The following is a 15,153-nucleotide window of genomic DNA, read 5'->3' on the forward strand; positions in this document are numbered from 1 at the left end:
GTTCGCCTGACCCGCGTTCGCCTGACCCGCGTTCGCCTGACCCGCGTTCGCCTGACCCGCGTTCGCCTGACCCGCGTTCGCCTGACCCCTCCAAAGATCACGGAACTCCGATAGCGCCCCTCGAAGTTCCGTGATCACGGCCGGCCGGTCAGGGAGTCTTGTCGAGACCGCGAAGCACCAGCGGCAGCCGCACGGCGCCGTCCTTCACCACCCGGATCGGGACGCCCCAGTCCTGGCGGGTCAGGTGGCAGGCCGGAAACTCCGCGTCGATGTCGCAGGTCGCGGCCTGGGCGACGACCTGCAGGACGCCCTCGGCGACGTCCGGCGACAGGACCAGCCGGCGCTGCAGGCTCTGCGTCACGCCCGCGCCCTCCAGCAGCAGCTCCGGCGGCGAGGCCGACACCTCCAGGCGGGTCGACGGGCCGAACGACTCGTCGAGCTTCTGCCCCGGCGCCGGCTCGAAGATCAGGTCGAGCTCGACCTCCCCGGGGGCGAGCATCGTCGAGGGGCGCTCGGTGCGGTGCCGCACGCCGGCGACGTCGACACCCGCCGCGGCGAGGGTGCCGGGGGCGAGGCGGACGAGCCGGTGCGCGCCGGACTCGACGACCACGATGTCACCGGTCGGGGTGAGCACCAGGTCGCTGGGTTCCTTGAGGCCTTCGACCACCGTGGTCACGACGTCGTCGGCGATCCTGCGAACGGCGCCGTTGTACGTGTCAGCCACGAGCACGCTGCCGTCGGCCAGGGCGAGCAGGCCGAGCGGGTGCTGCAGCAGCGCCTGGTCGGCGGGGCCGTCGACGTGGCCGAAGTCGAAGAGGCCCTGCCCGGTGACGGTCGACATCCGGCCGTCCTCGATGCGACGGATCGCGCTGGACTCGCTGTCGGCGATCCACAGTCTCGTGCCGTCCGGAGCCGGGGACAGGCCGGACGGCTGCGCCATCCACACCTCGTGCAGCGGGCCGTCCCGCAGCGCCTCGACGGTCGTGCCCGCGTACACACCGGCGGTGCGCTGCGCCGGGTTGAACCACCACAGCTGGTGGATGCCGGCCATCGCGATCACGACCCGGTCGTCGAACCACGCCACGTCCCACGGCGACGACAGGTCGACGGCCAGGGAGTCGTGCGTGTCGAAGTCGACGGTGCCGCGCCACTGCCGCCCGCTGCCCGCGACGGTGGTGACCTCGCCGGTGGCGAGCTTCAGGCCACGCAGCAGATGGTTGACGGTGTCGGCGATGACGACGTCGTACCCCGCGATCCCGGCGATGTGCGGCGGCAGCAGGCACAGCCCGCCCGGCTCGGAGAACTCGGGATCCGTGCCGTCCTTGCGGCCGCGCTGCCCGGTGCCGATGCGCCGGATCAGCGTTTCGTTGTCGGCGTCGAGCTCGACCAGCGACTGGTGCGTCGAGTCCGAGACCAGGAAGTGCCCGTCGGCGAGGGCGAGCGCCTTGCCGGGGAACCGCAGCACGGTGTCGTCGACCTTCGGCGCGGCGTGCGGGGCGTTCCCGCGGCGCAGCGTCCCTCTCGCCTCGTGGACCCGGACGAGTTCCTCGATCAGTCGCGCCAACCCCTCGGCGTGGCCCTCCCCGGCCATCGTCGCCACGACGTAGCCCTCGGGGTCGATGACCGTGAGCGTCGGCCAGGCCTTCGACGCGTACTGCTGCCACATGTCCATCTCGGGGTCGTCGAGCACGGGGTGGTCGACCCCGTACCGCTCGACGGCGGCCGCGAGCGCGGCGGCGTCCTTCTCGTGCTCGAACTTCGGCGAGTGCACGCCGATGGTCACCAGCACGTCGGCGTAGCGCTCCTCCAGCGGGCGCAGCTCATCGAGCACGTGCAGGCAGTTGATGCAGCAGAAGGTCCAGAAATCCAACAGGACGATCTTGCCCCGCAGGTCGGACAGGGTGAGTCCGTCGGTGTTGAGCCATCCCCGCCCCCGGAGTTCGGGAGCGCGGACGCGGGCCTTGAGCAGTGGCGACTGCGCCGGGTCGGTCATGCCTCCCAGTCTGCCCGGAGCCCTGGCCCGCTTCGGGGCCAGGGCCGGTGCGTCACTGCCGGTGCGTCACTTCGCCGCGGTGGGGCGCAGGCAGAGGACCTCGTCCTTCTGGCCCTTGTGCTGCAGCACGACGTACGGCTGGCTGGCGTCCGAGCAGCTCTCCGGCTTCTCGACCTTCTGCACGATGGTGAACGCGTCCTTGTCCGAGCAGCTGGCCTTCTTCGCCGAGTCGCCGTCCTGCTTCACGCACGAGTTGACCGCGAAACTGGTGCTGCCGGCGTTGTTGAGGGCCACGACGATGCCGGTGCCCGCGACCGCGAGCAGGAACACGACCACCACCACGACCAGCCCGAGGACGAGTCCGCGCTTGCTCTTCGGTGCGGCCGGCGGCGTCGGTACCCCCGGATCCCCGCCAACTGGTGCCCCCGCCTGCGGCGGTGCGTCGCCCGGCATCGTGACGAGATCGCTGTAGTGCGGACCGGGCGGCGCGGCGCTGGGCACCGAGGCCTGGTACACGCCGGTGGCCGGGGGTGGTGCCGCCTGGTAGATGCCGGCGGCGGGCGGGCCCGAGGCCGGGGCGTTGGCGGCGGGCGGCGCGGATGCCTGGTAGATGCCGGTCGCCGGCGGGGCCGACGTCGGGTACGTGGCCGGCGGCGCGGATGCCTGGTACATGCCGGTGGCGGGCGGCCCGGAGGCCGGGGGCGTGCTCACCGGAGGGGCGCTCACCGGCGGGACCGATACCTGGGCGCGGGCGGCGTACGAGCCCGCCGGCGGGATCTTGCCGAGGTTCGGCGTTGCCGGGACCGCGCCCGCGGGCGGGTTGCCGTACGGGCTGGACTGGGCGCCGTCCCCGGTCGGGGTGCCGTACGTGGCGGGCGGTCCGGAGGCCGGCGCGGTGCCGTACGAGGCGGGCGGGGCCGAGGTCGGCGGCGCGGAGGTCGGCGTGCCGTACGTGGCCGGCGGGGCTGAGGTCGGCGGCGCCGAGGTCGGGCCACCGGCCGCCGGTGGGGCGGAGGTGGGGACCTGGGCGGTGCCGTATGACGATGGCTGGCCCGATGCCTGCGGCGGGGCGGACGTGGGCGGCTGGATGGACCCCGGGACCTGGGCGCTGCCGGAAACCTGAGCGGTGCCGTAGGTCCGCGCGCTGCCGGAGACCGGGGCGGCGGAGACGGGGGCGTTGCCGAACGAACCGGGGACCTGTGCCGAACCGGGGATCTGCGCCGCGCCGGACGGTCCGCCGGACGCCGGATACCCGGGGACCTGGGCCGAGCCCGGGGCCTGAGCGGCGCCGGACGGTCCGCCGGATGCTGGATACCCGGGGACCTGGGCCGAACCGGCCGGGCTGCCGGATGACGGGTATCCCGGGACCTGGGCCGAGCCGCCGGGCGGGGTGTCCCCGGTCTGTGCCGCTGGGGTGAAGCCGGGGAAGCTGCCGGGAGGGCCGGCGGGCCCGTTCGGTGGCGGTGGCACGCGGGCCGGAAGCGGGCTGGGCGGCGGCGCGAACGGTCCGGCCGGCGGGAACGGCCCGGGGCGGGCCGGCTGCTCGTCGTGCTCGGCGGCCTCGTCGCGCTCGGTGGCCCTGGGGATCTCGGCGGGCGGGAACGCGGGCGGCGCGGCGGCGGCGAACGGAACCGCGGCGGCGGGCGGCGCGGCGGCGGGCGGGAACGCGGGCGGTGCGGCGGCGGGCACGACCGGCGGCGGGGAAACCGGTGCGACGGGGGAGCCATACGTCCCCGGCGTGGGCGGTGTGGCCGGGGCCGGCGGCTGGACAGGAGGCCTGGTCGGCATCGGGACCGACGCGGTGGCTCGCACGGTGCCGGCCGGTGGCGTGCCGGGCGGGGGTGAGCTCGGCGCGCTCGCCGCACTCTCGTCCGCTTCGGACGGGTGGGGCTGGTCGGACGTCATCGTGCCTCCTGTGGGTCAGACCCTTGCGACCGTAGTCGACCCGAACCGTACATGGCAGAGCGGAGGCTCAGGTTCGCACGAGCTGCGCACCCAGAATAGGTGAACACAGCAGCCGCCCCGGTCCGGGGAGGGTTCGGACCGGGGCGGCTGGGGGTGTGACGACCTGCGGGGTGTGGAGCGATGGGCTCAACTTCGGCTGAGCATGGCGTGGAGTTCGTCGCGCAGGGCGCTCGACGGGTTCTTGGCGATGGCGCGCTCGATGGCGTCGGCGCGGCGGGCGGCGTTGCGGCGGGCGCGGTAACGCTCCATGAAGGTGCTCACGGCTGGCTCCTTGGGATGTAAGGACGAGGCTTGGTACCCGTTCATTACACGCCTACGGAAAGATCCATAGCCAGCGAATAGCAAGTGATGCGGCGCACCTGCCGACGATTCGAAGGGTGCGGGCTGCGTAAACGCCCAGTTCGTCGGCCATATGACAGTGGCCCGGCGCATCCGCGCCGGGCCACCTGCCGTGAATTGGACTGCTAGCTCCAGGCCAGCAGGGACCCCTCGGGGTCCTCCAGGAAGGCGCCGACGTCGCGCAGGAACTTCGAGCCCAGCTCGCCGTCGATGATCCGGTGGTCGAACGACAGGCCGAGCGTCGTCACCTGGCGGATCTTGATCTTGCCCTTGTGGACCCAGGGCGTGTCGCGGACGGCGCCGAACACCAGGATCGCCGATTCGCCGGGAGGCAGGATCGGGGTGCCGGTGTCGATGCCGAACACGCCGACGCTCGTGATCGTGAACGTGCCGCCACTCATCGCCGCCGGGGAGGTCCTGCCCTCGCGGGCGGTGGCGACCAGGGCGTTGAGGGCGTCGGCGAGCTCCCGGGTGCTGAGCGCGTCGGCGTCCTTCACGTTGGGCACGATCAGGCCGCGCTCCGTCGCCGCGGCGATGCCGAGGTTGACGAAATGCTTGACCACGATCTCGGCGCCGGTGGGGGAGCCCTGCCACGACGAGTTGACCATCGGGTGGCGCTTGAGCGCGACCAGAGCGGCCTTGGCGACCATGAGCAGCGGGGACACCCGCACGTCGCGCCAGTCCCGCTTGGTCTTGAGCCGTTCGAGCGCCTTCATCGAGCGGGTGACGTCGACCGTCAGGAACTCGGTGACGTGCGGCGCGGTGAAGGCGCTGGCCACCATGTTCTCGGCGGTCAGCTTCCGCACGCCCTTGACCGGGATCCGCTCCTCCCGACCGACCCTCGCCGGCGCGGCGGCCGCGGGGGCCACGGAACCGGCGGTGCCGGCCGGCTCGGAGGACACGGTCAGCACGTCGTCGCGCGTGATCGAGCCGTTCGGGCCGGTGCCGGCGATGCCGACCAGGTCCACGCCCAGGTCGCGGGCGAGCTTGCGGACCGGGGGCTTGGCCAGCACGGAACCTTGCGGGGTCCTCGTCGGGGGCGCTGGGTCTTCCTCGACCACGGGAGCCGGCACGTGCGTTGCGGGAGGCTCGCTCTGTATCAAGGCTGCAGTTGTCGTTGCAGTTGTTCTTGGCCGGCGTTTCGCGGCGCCGGTTTTCGGACCGTAGCCGACGAGGACGGCCGTGCGGCCACCCGGTGCGGGACCGCCGATCATGCCGGGTTCGACCGGTGCGTCACCGGCGATGTCGACGGCGGCCAGGGACGCGGCGGAAGGCGCCGGAGCGGCGTTTCCCGGGTCGGTGTCGATCGCGATGATCGTGGCGCCGACCTCGACCATGGTGCCCTCGGGGTGGAAGATCTTGGCGACCTGGCCGGCCCACTTGGCCGGGATCTCGACCGCCGCCTTCGCGGTCTCGACCTCGACGATCGGCTGGTTGAGCTCGATCGTGTCGCCGACGTTGACCAGCCACTTGAGGATTTCACCCTCGGTGAGGCCTTCGCCAAGATCGGGAAGGTTGAACTCTTTGACCGTCACTGCGCGTCCCCTTAGAACCCGAACGAGCGGTCGACGGCGTCGAGCACCCGGTCGAGGTCGGGCAGGTACTCCTCCTCGACGCGGGCGGCCGGATACGGCGTGTCGAACCCGGTGACCCGCAGGACCGGCGCCTCGAGGGAGTAGAAGCACTCCTCGGTGATCCGGGCCGCGATCTCCGAGCCGAGACCCAGGTTGCCGGGCGCCTCGTGCACGACGATCGCGCGGCCGGTGCGCCGCACCGACTCGTAGACCGGGCCCATGTCGAGCGGGGAGAGCGTGCGCAGGTCGATGACCTCCAGCTCGCGCCCGTCCTCGGCGGCGGCCGTCGCGGCGTCCAGCGCGGTGCGGACCATCGGCCCGTAGGCGAGCACGGTGGCGTCGGTGCCGGTGCGCGCGACCCGCGAGACGTGCAGCGGTGCGCTCGCGGTGTCGACGTTGACCTGGCCCTTCTCCCAGTAACGGCGCTTGGGCTCCATGAAGATGATCGGGTCGTCGGACTCGATCGACTGCTGGATCATCCAGTACGCGTCGTCGGGGTTGGAGCAGGAGACGACCTTGAGCCCCGCGGTGTGCGCGAAGTAGGCCTCGGGCGACTCGGAGTGGTGCTCGACCGCGCCGATGCCGCCACCGAACGGGATCCGGATGACGATGGGCAGGCTGACCTTGCCCTGCGAGCGGTAGTGCATCTTCGCGACCTGGGACACGATCTGGTCGTAGGCCGGGTAGACGAACCCGTCGAACTGGATCTCGCACACCGGCCGGTAGCCCCGGATCGCGAGGCCGACGGCGGTGCCGATGATGCCGGACTCGGCCAGCGGCGTGTCGATGACGCGCTCGTCACCGAAGTCCTTCTGCAGGCCGTCGGTGATGCGGAAGACGCCGCCGAGCTTGCCGACGTCCTCGCCCATGATGAGGACCTTGGGGTCGCGCTCCATCGCCCGGCGCAGGCCGGTGTTGAGCGCCTTGCCGATCGTCAGGGTCTCGGCCATCAGTGCCCACTCCCCTCGAACGACGCCATGTACGTGCTGAACTGCTCCCGCTGCTGGTCGAGCTCGGGTGAGCCGTGCGGGTAGACATGGTCGAACAGGGAACGCGGGTCCGGGTCCGGCATGGTGAGGACGCGTTCGCGCAGGTCGACGGCGGCGACCCGGGCCTCCTCGTCGACCGCGGCGAAGAAGTCGTCGCCGGCGATGGCCTGCTTGTCGAGGAACGCCCGCAGCCGCTTGATCGGGTCCTTGGCCTGCCAGGCCTCGACCTCGCTGGCGATCCGGTAGCGCGTCGGGTCGTCCGACGTGGTGTGGGCGCCCATCCGATACGTGTACGCCTCGATCAGCGACGGCCCCTGGCCGTGGCGGGCGTCGTCGAGGGCCTTGCGGGTGACCGCGTAGCAGGCGAGCACGTCGTTGCCGTCGACCCGCAGGCCGGGGAAGCCGAAGCCGCTGGCCCGGTGATACAGGGGGACGCGCGTCTGCCGCTCGAGCGGCTCGGAGATCGCATACTGGTTGTTCTGGCAGAAGAACACCATCGGGGCGTTGAAGACCGAGGCCCAGATGAACGCCTCGTTGACGTCGCCCTGGCTGGTGGCACCGTCGCCGAAGTAGGCGATGACGGCCTCGCCGTCGTCGGAGCCGACCTTGCCGTCCTTGCCGACGCCCATCGCATATCCGGTCGCGTGCAGGGTCTGCGCGCCGATGACGATCGTGTACATGCCGAACTTGAACTCGTTGGGGTCCCAGGCGCCCTGGTCGACACCGCGGAACAGGCGCAGCGGCATGATCGGGTCGATGCCGCGGCAGTAGAGCACGCCGTGCTCGCGGTAGGTCGGGAACGCCATGTCCTGCGTGCGCAGGGCCCGGCCCGAGCCGACCTGCGCCGCCTCCTGGCCCAGCAGGCTCGCCCAGATGCCGAGCTCACCCTGGCGCTGCAGGGCGGTCGCCTCGGCGTCGAGCTTCCGGACCACGACGAGGTCGTGGTAGAGCGAGCGGTATTCCTCGTCGGTGAAGTCGACCGTGTAGTCGGGGTGTTCGACCCGATCTCCTTCAGGGGTGAGCAGCTGCACGAACGCGGGTTCAGGCGCGGCCCGTGTCGTGTGCGTCCGGGCCTTTGCGTCGCCCTTCGCCATCCGTTTCTCCCTGTCGTCTCTCGCGTCGGCAGTGGGGGTAACCCTGCCGCGCAGCGGGGGTGGCTGCTACGCGGCGGCCCTGTTGAGGCCGGCGCGTCGCGGTGGGTGTGAGTGGATCACGCCCGGGAGCCGGCCCTGGGGCTCAGTCGCAGGGTATGCGGACGCTACAGCCCCGTTGCCGGTGTGTGTCCAGCATCGCAGAAGGCGTGTCGATCGACACCATGGAGTCCGGGTTCCACGGGGTACCAAGGTCGGAAAATCCCTCCAGAACGGGCAGATCCTCGTCCGGTGCGTGGCAGTTAGTCCTAAGAGCTTCGTTCTGCATTCCCCCGCACACTGGAGCACCCACGTTGGATTCCGATGTCCGTACCCACCGCATACTGTCGACGAACCGCCGTCCGCTGCTGATTTCCGCCCTGCTCGTGGCCCTGACCTCGGTGCCGACCTTGATCGTGGTCGCCGCCGGCAGCGCCTCGCTGGACGTGGCGCCGTCCGTCCGGACGCCCATCGTCGCCGAGCCGCGGCCCGGTCCGCTCGTGCTCGCCCCGACGCCCAGCAGTGGGCTGCGCAGCACCGGGGTGCCGTCGATCGCCGGCCAGCCGACCGCGCCGCTGCCGCCCGCCACCGTGGTCAAACCGCGCGCCACCGCCCGCACCTCAGGTGGTTCGGGTGGCGGTTTCTCCGTCGGTACGGCCAGCAAGGCGCCGACGTCCGTCCCCGCGCCGGAGGTGCAGGCGCCTTCTGTTGTGCGACCCCCTGCGTCTCAGCCGCCCGTGTCTCCGCCTCCTGCGACGCAGCCGTCGCCCACCGGGACCCCGATTCAGAACAAGGCGTGGCCGGGCTGGGACGGCAAGCTCAAGGGGAAGCCGGAAGCCGTGAAGCACCACGGCGGTCATCGATCCCGAAAGGGGTCGGCCGATCAGTCAGACCTGGCGGACTGCTCGCCGTCCGAGGTGTGACGGTCAGCGGCCGGCGCGCGTGTTGGAGTTGCGGGTCACCACGGCCCAGGCGGTGGAGAACGGCTTGCACGGCCAGTGCGCGCAGCCGGCCGCGCAGCGGGTGACCTGCTGGACGCGCAGCGCCTGGTGACGGGCCACCAGGCGGCGGGCATCGGTCACGGCATGGTCGTAGATGACGGCCATCAGACCCCCTGCACCGCGGGTGCGGTCCACAGGATGCGGGCGGGATACAGCAGCTGAGCGGTCGCGAGCGCGGCCTCCGCGGACTGGAAGACGGCGATTTCGGACTTCCCGTTGCCCAGGCGCCAGGTGAGCACGGCCTGATCCGGCAGCTCGTGACCCCATGCGACGACCTGGGGATGGTCGTCATCGAAGGGATCGGCGACAATGCCGAAGAGTCGCGGCGCGCCTTCGAGCAGGATCACGTCGTCTTCGATCACGACGGATCTCCCTCCGGCCGAGGAACCATCTGACCGCCTCAGAATGCATGTGCAGGTTTCCCGGGGCAATACGTTCCGTCAAACTTGAGTAGAGCAACCCAATCGCTCACTGACCGACATGCTTGCGCGGCAACCCGGTAACGGACACACTCGTCTTGAGTAATGGAGGTGAGCCGTGTCCCACGCGCACAGCCCCACGTTCCCCCGCTTCCAGTTGGGCAAACAACTCCGACGGCTGCGCGAGCAGGCAAGACTCACCACGGAGGACGTCGGCCTGCAACTCGACTGCTCGCCCAGCACGATCAGTCGCATGGAAGGCGGGAAGGTCGGCATCCGCCGGAGCACGCTCGAACAGTTGCTCAAGATTTACGACGTTGATGATCGTGATCTGACCGAGACATTGATCGCGCTCGCGAAGGAAGGCAAGACCCGGGGCTGGTTCGCCCGCTTCGGCGACCTTCCCAGCCACTACTCCCGATACATCGGCCTCGAGTCCAACGCGATCGAGATGCGTGACTACGAGGCGCTGGTGGTGCCCGGTCTGCTGCAGACGGAGGAGTACACGCGGGCGCTGCTCGCCGCCGCGTCCCCCTCCGGTGAGCCGGACGACGCCGTCCAGGCACACGTCAGCGCCCGCCGCGAGCGCCAGGAGCTGCTCACCAGGGCCGATGATCCACTGCAGTTCATCGCGGTCCTCGACGAGAGCGTCATCCGGCGTCTCATCGGCGGGGCCGACGTCATGCGGTCGCAGCTCAAGCACCTGGCCGACATGGGCCGGGCGAGGAACGTGACGGTCCAGATCCTTCCGTTCAGCGGAGGGGCCTATGCCGGCATGGCTGGGTCGTTCGCGATCCTCAAGTTCCAAGGTGCACCAAGTGTCGTGTATGCCGAAGCCATGGCAGGGGACATCTACCAGGAAGCCGGAGATGTCCAGCGGTATCACGACGTGTTCGAAAGTCTGCGAGCCGCCGCGCTCAGCCCATTCGAATCGGTCAAGTTGATCGACTCCGCGGTAGCTGAGACGGCCTGACAACGAAGGAGTGCGCAGATGGCTGCGCTGAACGAGCGGTGGCACAAGCCCACCCGAAGCGGTAACAACGGACAGTGCGTCGAAGCGCGGTTTGTCGACGGCGTCGTCGAGGTCCGCAACTCCAACGCCCCGGACGCGGGATCGGTGTGCTTCACCCGCGCCGAATGGGAGACCTTCATCGCGGCCGTCGACACCGACGGTGAATTCCGCCTGCCGTAAAAGACTCAGCAAGCAGCGAAGGGACCGCCCCGACCCGGCGGTCCCTTCGTCGTTTCAGCTGCGAGCCGTTCCTGATGTTATCGCCAACAGCTTGGATCAGTAACCTTTCGGGCGCGATCCGCGTGATGCAACAAAAGGCGTGAAACGGTCAGTGGGCGGCCGTCAGGGTGCAATACCGCGATGTGGGTGTCGCGGAGCGTCGCACCGGAGTAAGCATGGATACATGGCGACTGTTCGCGCAGCTGGCGGCGTGGGTGGCGGCGTCGCGACGCTGCAGCCGACGATCCGTGCGTACCGACCGACGGACCATCGAGAGTGCCGCCACTTATGGGCGGAGTTGACCGAGGAACATCACCATCTCTATCCCGCCGCGCCACCCGTCGGTGGTGATCCGGGTGCCGCGTTCGAGGAGTACCTCACCCGGCTCGACCTGTCCGGCATGTGGGTCGCCGAGATCCTGGGCGTCGGGGTGGTCGGCATGGTCGGGCTCATCCTCGACGGCCGGGGCGGCCAGGTCGAGCCGCTGGTCGTGGCGTCGGCGCGGCGCGGCGAGGGGATCGGCCGGGCGCTGCTGGAGCACGTCGCCGACCAGGCCAGACGGCGAGGGCTCGGGCAGCTGAGCATCTCGCCGGCGGCGCGCAACCTGGACGCGATCCGGTGCCTGCACGGGGCCGGGTATGACGCCCTTGCCAGGGTCACGCTCGCGATCGACCTGCATCCGGACGGGCAGGACTGGAGGGACGGGATCGACCTGCACGACCAGCGATTCCGTTTCTAGGTCTGGCTGGCTTCGTGCTTCTGGGTCGGTCTGGTTCTGTGCTTTTGGATCGGTCTGGCTTCGTGCTTCTGAGTCGGTCTGGCTTTGTGCTTCTGGGTCGGTCTGGCTTTGTGCTTTGTGGGTCTGGCTTGCGTTGTCAAGCGTCGGTTTCCGGCTGTGGATCGAAACGGGCGTTATCCACAGCCGAAAACCGCTAGTTCCCGTGCGTGGCGGCAACCGCCAGGCTCGGATGCATGACGACCGCGACCTCCACCATCGCCCAGCCCCGGCTGCGGCTGCGCACCCCGGAAGACATCCTGGCCGGCACGCCGTATCTGTTCGGATTCCACCCGTCCGACAGCATCGTGGCCCTCGGCGTGCGCGGCCGCCGGCTCCGCTTCCACCTGCGCGACGATCTGCGTGACCAGTGCGAGGACCTCGACACCCTCGCCGAGGGCTATGCGGACATGTTCCACCGCCAGCACGTCGACCACGTCGTGCTGATCGGCTACGGCCCACCCGGGCGCGTCGAGCCGCTCCTGCTCGCCACCGCGGCCGCGATGCGCCGCCAGGGCGTCGCCGTCCACGAGATGCTCTGGGCACACGAGGGGCGCTACCGCTCCCTCGTCTGCGACTCGGCCTGCTGCGGCCCGGCGGAGGGCGTGCCGTATGACGTCACCGCCTCGGCGATCGCGGCCACCGCCACGCTCATCGGGATGGTCGCGCTGCCAGACCGGGCCACCCTCGTCGACAGCCTCGCCGCACCGACCGGCGCCGCCCTCGACACGGCCGAGCGCGCGGCCCGGGACGCCCAGGCCCGGCTCGCCCGGTCCGCCGACACCCCGGCCGACGGCCTCGCCGCCCTCGACACGGCCCTGCGACGCACCCGCGCGGGCGGCCGGCTGACCGACGAGGAGGTCGCCTGGATCGCGTTCCTCATCCACAGCCTGCCCCTGCGTGACGAAGCCTGGATGCGCATCGACCGCGACGGCGAGCCCGACCTCGAGGTCCACGAGCGCCTCTGGACCGACGTCCTGCGCCGCTGCGCCCCGACGTTCGCCGCGCCCGCCGCGATGCTGGTCTCGTATGCCGCCTGGCGCTCCGGCAACGGTGTGCGCTCCCGCATCGCCGCCGAGCGTGCCCTGGATGCCGACGCGGACTACAGCGCCGCCAAACTCATGACCGAGATCCTGGACCGGGGGCTGTCGCCGCAGTCGCTCCCGCCGATCGTGCGACGGGACCGGCGGCCTGCTCCAGCCCGACGACGCGTTGCGCGCCGGCGTAAACGTTGAAGGTCTGCCCCCGCAGAAAGCCGACCAGCGTCAGCCCGGCCTCCTCGGCCAGATCCACCGCCAGGGTGCTCGGCGCCGACACCGCCGCGAGCACCGGGATGCCGGCCATCCACGCCTTCTGGCACAGCTCGAAACTGGCCCGGCCACTCACCACCAGGACATGACCGGCGAGCGGGAGCCTCCCCTGCCGCACCGCCCACCCGACGACCTTGTCGACGGCGTTGTGCCGCCCCACGTCCTCCCGCAGGCAGACCAGCTTCCCGCCGGCCGTGAACAACCCCGCCGCGTGCAGCCCACCCGTCGTCCTGAAGGCCCGCTGCCCCTCCCGCAGCGCGTCCGGCAGACCGGCCAGCACCTCCGGCGCCACCCTGACCCCGTCCCCGACCACGTTGAAGAGCGACCGCGTCCGCACCGCGTCGATGCTCGCCTTCCCGCACACCCCACACGACGACGTGGTGTAGAAGTTCCTGGCCGGATCGACCGCCGGCGCCGGCACTCCGGCCGCCAACGCCACGTCGACGACGTTGTACGTGTTGGCCTCCTGATCACCGGCACACAACTGCGCCGTCCGCACGTCCTGCGCCGACCTGATGATCCCCTCGGTCAACAGGAACCCGATCGCCAGATCCAGGTCGTCCCCGGGCGTCCGCATGGTCACCGCCAGCGGCGGCCTGGCCGCCCCCGCCGCACCGACCCTGATCTCCAGCGGCTCTTCGGCCACGAGTGTGTCCGGCCCGACCGTCACGGCAACACCAACCGGCGACCCGTCCCCGTGCCCGTTCCCGGCCGCTGCCCCGTTCGCGGCCGCCGTCCCGTTCGCGGCCGCCGTCCCGTTCGCGGCCGCCGGGGCGTTCGCGGCCGCCGGGGCGACGTTCACCCGGGCGATCGTGCGTCGTTGCGTGACGCGTCCCATGGTCGGGCCTCCAGATCAGTGCTCACGTGGTTCAGCGCGCCGGGCGAGGGGTGCGCTCCTCGATACTCCCCAGTCGCTACCGACCTGACCACTGTTCCGCTCACTGGATCTTCAGTGGGTGCGGGGGCGGTGGTGCGAACTACGGTTCCGTTCCGCTGCTGTCGGTCGCTCGACCGGCACGGACCAGAACATCATCCGGGCCGCATCACCCCGCCATTGGTCAAGGTGGCTCGTCCTCGCTGAGTGGCGCGACAAACCGAATGACTTCCGGGGTCAGATGCCCGGGCGGTCCTTCGAGGTGTGGAGAAAGACCACCCCCGCGTGCCCGGCGCTGGATCCGGCGTTGCCGAGGCCCGGAGCAGCCGCTTCACCCGCTTTCCGCACTGGGAGTGGATCTTCCTGGTGATCGACGTCGCGGGCTGGCTGTCCGCGCAGCCCGTGCACGACTTCGATCACGCCTGCCTGCCCGCTCGCCCGACCCGCCCGACCCGCCCGATCGGCCGCGCGACAGGTGACGGTCTGGGCGACGGTCGCCGTGCCGGCGTCGGCGGAAGGGCCCGAGGTGTTGGTTGTCGGGTGCGGGCGTGTTCCGGTCGGCGGTACGTTCTGGGCATGCGGGCAGTCAGCACGTGGCCGGGGCTGACGGCCGTGATTCTTGCCGGTGGTGGTGGGACCCGGCTCGGGGGCAGGGACAAGCCGATGCTCGCCGTCGCCGGGGTGCCCATGCTGGACCGGGTGCTTGCCGCGCTGGACGGGGCCGGGCGGCGGATCGTGGTCGGGCCCGCGCGGGCCGGCCTGCCCGCCGGGGTGCTCACGGTCCGGGAGGAGCCGGCAGGTGCCGGACCGGCTGCGGCGACCGCGGCCGCGCTCACCCTGATACCGGGGGAAGCGCCGGGCGAGGGGTTGGACCTGGTCGGGGTGTTCGCGGCGGACCTGCCGCATCTCACGGCCGCGGCGGTTCAGGTGCTGGTCGGCGCGGTGGTCGGCGCGGCCGGCCGGGTGGACGGGGCGGTGTTCGTCGACGAGCGGGGGAAGCGGCAGCTGCTCTGCGGGGTGTGGCGGGGCGATGCGCTGCGGCGTGGGGTCGAGCGGCTCGGGGACCCGGTGGGCAGGTCGATGCGGGCGGTGTTCGACGGGCTGGTGGTTGCTGAGGTCAGGTGGGAGCAGGACGGGCCGTCGCCATACTTCGACTGCGACACGGACGAGGACCTGACCCGGGCAAGCGGTGCAGGCCAACCTGCCGTGCCAGCTGAGTCAGCCGTGCAAGCCGAGTCAGCCGTGCAAGCAGAGCAGAGAGTGGAGTGGTGATGGGCGGGAGTGCGGGGGACGAGGAGCTGGCGGCCTGGGTGGTGCGGGCCTGTGCTGAGCTCGGGCTGGAGCCGCTGGGTGTGGGGGAGCGGGACGCGATCCTCGACCTGGCCCGGGACGTGGCGCACCACGTGGTGCGGCCGGGGGCGCCGGTGACGGCGTTCCTGCTGGGAGTGGCGGTGGGGCGGGGGGCCGACCTGGAGGAGACGCGGGCGCGGTTGGCCGCATTGGTGAGTGGGCGCTGACCCGGGAGGTGCATCGTCTGGATAGGGTGAGGCCCG

Annotated in this window: 17 protein-coding genes; 7 read left to right on the forward strand and 10 right to left on the reverse strand. The window is 71.1% G+C overall.

All coding sequences use genetic code 11. The annotated features are described in order from the left end of the window. From Dsi01nite_RS58945 to pdhA, 7 genes are all read right to left on the reverse strand, one after another. Positions 1-138, reverse strand: a 138-nt coding sequence (locus Dsi01nite_RS58945; RefSeq protein WP_203849467.1) for a hypothetical protein, incomplete at its 3' end; no start/stop codon positions are given. Between the two features lie 10 nt (positions 139-148). Beyond that, complete coding sequence (locus Dsi01nite_RS28865; protein WP_203849435.1) at positions 149-1,993, reverse strand: NHL domain-containing thioredoxin family protein; 1,845 nt, start codon at positions 1,991-1,993, stop codon at positions 149-151. A gap of 66 nt (positions 1,994-2,059) precedes the next feature. Further along, positions 2,060-3,898: an LppU/SCO3897 family protein gene (locus tag Dsi01nite_RS28870; protein WP_203849436.1), complete on the reverse strand. Its 1,839-nt coding sequence runs from the start codon at positions 3,896-3,898 to the stop codon at positions 2,060-2,062. 186 nt (positions 3,899-4,084) lie between these two features. Further along, positions 4,085-4,219 (reverse strand): hypothetical protein, encoded by a 135-nt coding sequence (locus Dsi01nite_RS58435; protein WP_275423422.1) that lies wholly within the window; start codon positions 4,217-4,219, stop codon positions 4,085-4,087. Between the two features lie 203 nt (positions 4,220-4,422). Then, entirely contained in the window at positions 4,423-5,832 is a 1,410-nt protein-coding gene (locus tag Dsi01nite_RS28880; RefSeq protein ID WP_203849438.1) for a dihydrolipoamide acetyltransferase family protein, read from the reverse strand. A gap of 11 nt (positions 5,833-5,843) precedes the next feature. Beyond that, a complete protein-coding gene (locus Dsi01nite_RS28885; protein ID WP_203849468.1) occupies positions 5,844-6,824 on the reverse strand; it encodes an alpha-ketoacid dehydrogenase subunit beta in 981 nt (326 codons plus the stop codon). Next, positions 6,821-7,954 carry a pyruvate dehydrogenase (acetyl-transferring) E1 component subunit alpha gene (gene pdhA, locus Dsi01nite_RS28890; protein ID WP_203849439.1) on the reverse strand — a complete coding sequence of 378 codons (1,134 nt, stop codon included), beginning with the start codon at positions 7,952-7,954 and terminating at the stop codon, positions 6,821-6,823. The genes Dsi01nite_RS28885 and pdhA overlap by 4 nt, the downstream gene beginning before the upstream one ends. Positions 7,955-8,304: 350 nt before the next feature. Here pdhA and Dsi01nite_RS28895 point away from each other — a divergent pair, with 350 nt between their 5' ends. After that, positions 8,305-8,913 carry a hypothetical protein gene (locus Dsi01nite_RS28895; RefSeq protein WP_203849440.1) on the forward strand — a complete coding sequence of 203 codons (609 nt, stop codon included), beginning with the start codon at positions 8,305-8,307 and terminating at the stop codon, positions 8,911-8,913. A gap of 3 nt (positions 8,914-8,916) precedes the next feature. On the opposite strand, the gene Dsi01nite_RS28900 is transcribed toward Dsi01nite_RS28895, so the two are convergent. Both Dsi01nite_RS28900 and Dsi01nite_RS28905 read right to left on the reverse strand, forming a co-directional pair. Continuing rightward, positions 8,917-9,096 carry a hypothetical protein gene (locus tag Dsi01nite_RS28900; RefSeq protein ID WP_203849441.1) on the reverse strand — a complete coding sequence of 60 codons (180 nt, stop codon included), beginning with the start codon at positions 9,094-9,096 and terminating at the stop codon, positions 8,917-8,919. Further along, complete coding sequence (locus tag Dsi01nite_RS28905; protein ID WP_203849442.1) at positions 9,096-9,353, reverse strand: hypothetical protein; 258 nt, start codon at positions 9,351-9,353, stop codon at positions 9,096-9,098. The genes Dsi01nite_RS28900 and Dsi01nite_RS28905 overlap by 1 nt, the downstream gene beginning before the upstream one ends. Positions 9,354-9,528: 175 nt before the next feature. On the opposite strand from Dsi01nite_RS28905, the gene Dsi01nite_RS28910 reads away from it, so the two are divergent. The 4 genes from Dsi01nite_RS28910 (at position 9,529) to Dsi01nite_RS28925 (ending at position 12,651) form a co-directional block, all read left to right on the forward strand. Then, positions 9,529-10,383 (forward strand): helix-turn-helix domain-containing protein, encoded by an 855-nt coding sequence (locus Dsi01nite_RS28910; RefSeq protein ID WP_203849443.1) that lies wholly within the window; start codon positions 9,529-9,531, stop codon positions 10,381-10,383. An 18-nt stretch (positions 10,384-10,401) separates the two neighbouring features. Continuing rightward, positions 10,402-10,602: a DUF397 domain-containing protein gene (locus Dsi01nite_RS28915; protein ID WP_203849444.1), complete on the forward strand. Its 201-nt coding sequence runs from the start codon at positions 10,402-10,404 to the stop codon at positions 10,600-10,602. Between the two features lie 337 nt (positions 10,603-10,939). After that, positions 10,940-11,380 carry a GNAT family N-acetyltransferase gene (locus Dsi01nite_RS28920; protein WP_239136252.1) on the forward strand — a complete coding sequence of 147 codons (441 nt, stop codon included), beginning with the start codon at positions 10,940-10,942 and terminating at the stop codon, positions 11,378-11,380. Between the two features lie 233 nt (positions 11,381-11,613). Further along, a complete protein-coding gene (locus Dsi01nite_RS28925) occupies positions 11,614-12,651 on the forward strand; it encodes a DUF4192 domain-containing protein (protein WP_203849445.1) in 1,038 nt (345 codons plus the stop codon). Here the strand turns inward: Dsi01nite_RS28925 and fdhD are convergent. Beyond that, entirely contained in the window at positions 12,536-13,564 is a 1,029-nt protein-coding gene (fdhD, locus tag Dsi01nite_RS28930; protein WP_203849446.1) for a formate dehydrogenase accessory sulfurtransferase FdhD, read from the reverse strand. The genes Dsi01nite_RS28925 and fdhD overlap by 116 nt on opposite strands. Before the next feature lie 612 nt (positions 13,565-14,176). On the opposite strand from fdhD, the gene mobA reads away from it, so the two are divergent. Then, positions 14,177-14,872 carry a molybdenum cofactor guanylyltransferase gene (gene mobA, locus Dsi01nite_RS28935; RefSeq protein ID WP_239136253.1) on the forward strand — a complete coding sequence of 232 codons (696 nt, stop codon included), beginning with the start codon at positions 14,177-14,179 and terminating at the stop codon, positions 14,870-14,872. After that, positions 14,872-15,117, forward strand: a complete 246-nt coding sequence (locus tag Dsi01nite_RS28940; protein WP_203849447.1) for a DUF6457 domain-containing protein — start codon at positions 14,872-14,874, stop codon at positions 15,115-15,117. The genes mobA and Dsi01nite_RS28940 overlap by 1 nt, the downstream gene beginning before the upstream one ends. The last annotated feature ends 36 nt before the right edge of the window (positions 15,118-15,153 follow it).

It is taken from the genome of Dactylosporangium siamense (genome assembly GCF_016862795.1).
GTDB lineage: Bacteria > Actinomycetota > Actinomycetes > Mycobacteriales > Micromonosporaceae > Dactylosporangium > Dactylosporangium siamense.

Excerpts from the sequence above, each read along its gene's own strand:
- Dsi01nite_RS28865 (WP_203849435.1), bottom strand. The coding sequence starts at position 1,993 with ATGACCGACCCGGCGCAGTCGCCACTGCTCAAGGCCCGCGTCCGCGCT.
- pdhA (WP_203849439.1), bottom strand. The coding sequence starts at position 7,954 with ATGGCGAAGGGCGACGCAAAGGCCCGGACGCACACGACACGGGCCGCG.
- mobA (WP_239136253.1), top strand. The coding sequence starts at position 14,177 with ATGCGGGCAGTCAGCACGTGGCCGGGGCTGACGGCCGTGATTCTTGCC.
- Dsi01nite_RS28870 (WP_203849436.1), bottom strand. The coding sequence starts at position 3,898 with ATGACGTCCGACCAGCCCCACCCGTCCGAAGCGGACGAGAGTGCGGCG.
- Dsi01nite_RS28915 (WP_203849444.1), top strand. The coding sequence starts at position 10,402 with ATGGCTGCGCTGAACGAGCGGTGGCACAAGCCCACCCGAAGCGGTAAC.
- Dsi01nite_RS28925 (WP_203849445.1), top strand. The coding sequence starts at position 11,614 with ATGACGACCGCGACCTCCACCATCGCCCAGCCCCGGCTGCGGCTGCGC.
- Dsi01nite_RS28940 (WP_203849447.1), top strand. The coding sequence starts at position 14,872 with ATGGGCGGGAGTGCGGGGGACGAGGAGCTGGCGGCCTGGGTGGTGCGG.
- Dsi01nite_RS28900 (WP_203849441.1), bottom strand. The coding sequence starts at position 9,096 with ATGGCCGTCATCTACGACCATGCCGTGACCGATGCCCGCCGCCTGGTG.
- fdhD (WP_203849446.1), bottom strand. The coding sequence starts at position 13,564 with ATGGGACGCGTCACGCAACGACGCACGATCGCCCGGGTGAACGTCGCC.